This window comes from Streptomyces sp. NPDC003032 (assembly GCF_053591415.1).
Genome location: NZ_JBSFTT010000130.1, coordinates 1 through 1,028 on the forward strand (window position 1 = coordinate 1; position 1,028 = coordinate 1,028).

1 pseudogene is annotated in these 1,028 nt (G+C 64.5%); it reads left to right on the forward strand.

Features of this window, described 5'->3' with window-relative positions:
• Positions 1–516: 516 nt before the first annotated feature.
• A pseudogene (locus ACWDZ7_RS42865) lies at positions 517–939 on the forward strand (transposase); the annotation flags it as partial.
• Positions 940–1,028 lie beyond the last annotated feature (89 nt).

The following is a 1,028-nucleotide window of genomic DNA, read 5'->3' on the forward strand; positions in this document are numbered from 1 at the left end:
TGTCCCTGGTTGGGGCATCGATCTCAACCGAGATCCTCTGCCCTGCTGCCGCTGCCTGCGGTCAGAGCTGGGGACGTTCGTCCGTACGCAACTGGGGAGAAAAGTCCGTACGCCGACACCATGATCTGCCACAGTGCCTGGACCCGGGGAGCGGACAGGCGATCCGGCCCGTGCTGTCCAAGGTGTTCCAGCAGCCGGACGGCGTCACGGCCTGTGGCAAGGATCCTGGTCTTGGGGCGGGTGTGGATACTGACAGGTGGAATCGCAGCGCTGGTTCAAAAACACCTACTCAGAGGGCGTTTAGCCCGCTTATATGGCGTTTAAGACCGTTTGATGGTGAGTGATTGGTGGGGTTGGAGGGGGCGGCGGTTCGGGTGGGGTGGTGGAGACAGCGAAGTCGTTGTTGCGCCCCATCTGCTCCTGTTTCATCCCAACAGGCGCTGGTTCACGCCGAATGCTTCAGCTCCGGTCTCGCACGCCCTGCCGTCCCGCCCGCGCTTGCCGCCTCCTGGCAGTATGAGCGAACGGCGGCGGTATCCCAGCGACCTGTCCGATGCCCGATGGGCCCTGGTAGAACCGCTGTTGACGAGCTGGCGGGACGGCAAGGCCCGCCACGGGCTCAACATCGGCACCCCGCCCCAGCACGATCTGCGTGACCTGCTCGACGCCATCCTCTACGTCGCCCGCACTGGCGTCCCCTGGCGTTACCTGCCGCACGACTACCCGCACTGGAACACCGTCTACCAGTACTTCGGCCGCTGGGAGAAGGACGGCATCTTCGAGCATCTCAATGCCCTGCTGCGGCGCCGGGTCCGCGAGGAAGAGGGCCGCAACGCGGAGCCGACGGGCTTCGTGATCGACGCCCAGAGCGTGAAGACCTCGACGAACGTCCCCGCCCGTGAACAGGGCGCTGACGTGGGCAAAAGGATCGTCGGCCGTTATCTTGAGCCCGCACGAGCGTGTCCTTCATGTGCGTGAAGCACTCTGAAGTTCCCCCGACTCCCGTTGTGGATGCGGTTATCTACCGC